The following is a 2,431-nucleotide window of genomic DNA, read 5'->3' as shown; positions in this document are numbered from 1 at the left end:
CCAACTCAATCGCTTGCATGACTTTTTGCCGGAAATCATCACTCTCTTGCTTTGGCCATTGAAATGGGGTAGACGCAATTGGAACTCTTATAGTCTACGTCCTAATCTTCATGGCTATAGCTATAACTCTTCAAAAAGATTTATTACACTGTAAGCCGATACGCTTGGGTTAAGAAAATTTATTTGTTGAGGTACTATAAAGACCTCTAAGAAGGTTTTACTACGCAAAACCGTCCCTCTCCGAGTCGGAGAGGGAGAGAGTTGAACTTTAGTTTAACTCAGGGAGGGTTTATCGAACTTCCGTTAACTTAGATGCGCTCCTGGTTGTCCATTTTGGACTACAAAGGAAGCTAGGGTTTTGACAGAGGCATTCAAATCAATGATGCTTGATACAACACGGTAGTCACTTTGCCAGCGTTGTGGGGTAAGCTTGCAGCGCACGTATCCCCGGAAAGCACCGTCAAAAAACTTAGTATGGGGATTGTTGGGTAGGGAAGCTTGAACTGGAGCGATGAATTGGGTGGGAAAGTCAGAGGTAATTGAGGTTCCTACGAACTCAGTGCCTACTGTCGGTGAGTTTGGGTTATTAAAATCAAGCTTCAGATCGTGTACCCAACTAGAATGGATGTCTCCGGTAATTACCACTGGATTAGAAGGTTTACGCTGGTTTAGAAAACTCAAGAGTCGATTACGTGCAGTCACATAGCCGTCCCACTGATCCATATTGAAGACACCTGCACCTAGACTGCTATTAAAATTGTACTGGCCAAGCATGGTCTGTTGAGCAATCACATTCCAGCGCGATCGCGACTGATCTAACCCTTTTCGTAGCCACTGCTCTTGTTCTGAGCCGGTCATGGTAGCATTGGGATCAAAAGCTTCGGGACAGCGAGGCTTAAGTTCGTCATCACAAGGTTGGTTAGTGCGGTACTGCCTGGTGTCTAGAACATTGAACTCAGCTAAATTACCGAAAGTGAACCGTCGATAAAGTAGCATGTCTGGGCCGTTAGGCAATGAAAACCGACGCAGAGGCATGTGTTCATAATAAGCCTGGTATGCGTTAGCTCGCCGTTTCCTAAAAGCTTCTTGGGTTTGGTTATCTTCGGGGATTAAGTTGGCGTAGTTGTTATCAACTTCATGATCATCCCAAGTGACAATCCAGGGAAAAGCAGCATGAGCCGCTTGGAGATTCGGGTCAGTTTTGTACAGGGCGTGGCGATCGCGGTAGTCGGCAAGAGTGATAATTTCTGGACTATTATGCTGACGGGGCCCACCGGATTGTGGCCCGTATTCATAGATGTAGTCACCCAGATGAACCACAAGGTCGAGGTTTTCATCAGCCAAATGCCGATAAGCCGTATAGTAGCCATTTTGCCAGTCTTGACAGGAGACAAAAGCAAAATTCAGTTGTGATATAGAGCCATAAAATGCTGGTGCTGTGCGAGTCCGTCCAATGGGGCTAACTTCACTACCTGCTTGAAATTGATACCAGTAGCAACGGTCAGGGTCTAGTCCACGGACATCAACGTGGACTGAGTGGGCTAACTCTGGTGTCGCCAGCACTGTTCCTCGCCGCACCACCCGTCTCATGTTTTCATCAAGGGCAACTTGCCACCGCACAGGGACATTTACCAATGGCATTCCACCTCCAGAGAGTGGATTGGGAGCCAGTCGTGTCCAGATCACAACACCATCCGGCAAAGGATCGCCAGATGCAACACCAAGACTGAACGGATAGCCAGAAAACCTTGAGTTAGCCAATACCGGATGCCATTGGCTAGCGATTGTTAACCCCGTTAAGAATCCTGCACCCAACAAAAAATTCCGCCGTCTGCACCGATTTGCTAGCAGGCGCGTACCATCCATAAGTTCCATATTCACCCCTACCCAGATGTAAATACAGTTGGCATTCAGGAGGGTCAGTTGTGAAAAGCACAAACAGTGGCTTAAATAATTCGTAATTCGTAATTCGTAATTCGTAATTCCAAAGAAAAGGTGGCTGCTTGATTGTTGCAGGGAATTCTAACCCGTCTAATAATTATGAATTATGAATTAGTAATTACTAATTATATTGACTTGACTTGTCTCCCAATAGCTGCTCAACCAAACACAAGAAACCTACCAACCTAAGATCAAGCAGAAATTAAGATTGTATTAAGTTTAAAATTGAATTGAGGCATGAGGCATTGGGACTGGGAGAATTTTGTGGGGGATTTAGACCCCAACCAAACAGAACCGCCGCTACAGAAACTTTTGTCAAACCCTTTACGAATTACGAATTACGAATTACGAATTACGAATTATCGCTCTTTTATGTCTCTGGTGAGAGAAAAATGCTCTGATTTGCTGAGATTTTTGAAATTCCTTGAAGACTGTGAACAATACAGGCGCTGCTATGTCGGAAATATTGAGAAGTAATCAAATATATCCG

At 45.0% G+C, this 2,431-nt stretch carries 1 protein-coding gene; it reads right to left on the bottom strand.

All coding sequences use genetic code 11. The annotated features are described in order from the left end of the window. Window positions 1-303: 303 nt before the first annotated feature. Window positions 304-1,875, bottom strand: coding sequence for an alkaline phosphatase D family protein (locus LC653_RS45720; protein ID WP_229501828.1), 1,572 nt, complete (start codon window positions 1,873-1,875; stop codon window positions 304-306). Between the last annotated feature and the right edge of the window lie 556 nt (window positions 1,876-2,431).

Source organism: Nostoc mirabile CHAB5784 (assembly GCF_020829645.1).
GTDB classification, from domain to species: Bacteria; Cyanobacteriota; Cyanobacteriia; order Cyanobacteriales; family Nostocaceae; genus Nostoc; species Nostoc mirabile.
Note: the sequence above shows the minus strand (reverse complement) of the source record. Positions and strands in the feature narration are given on the sequence as shown.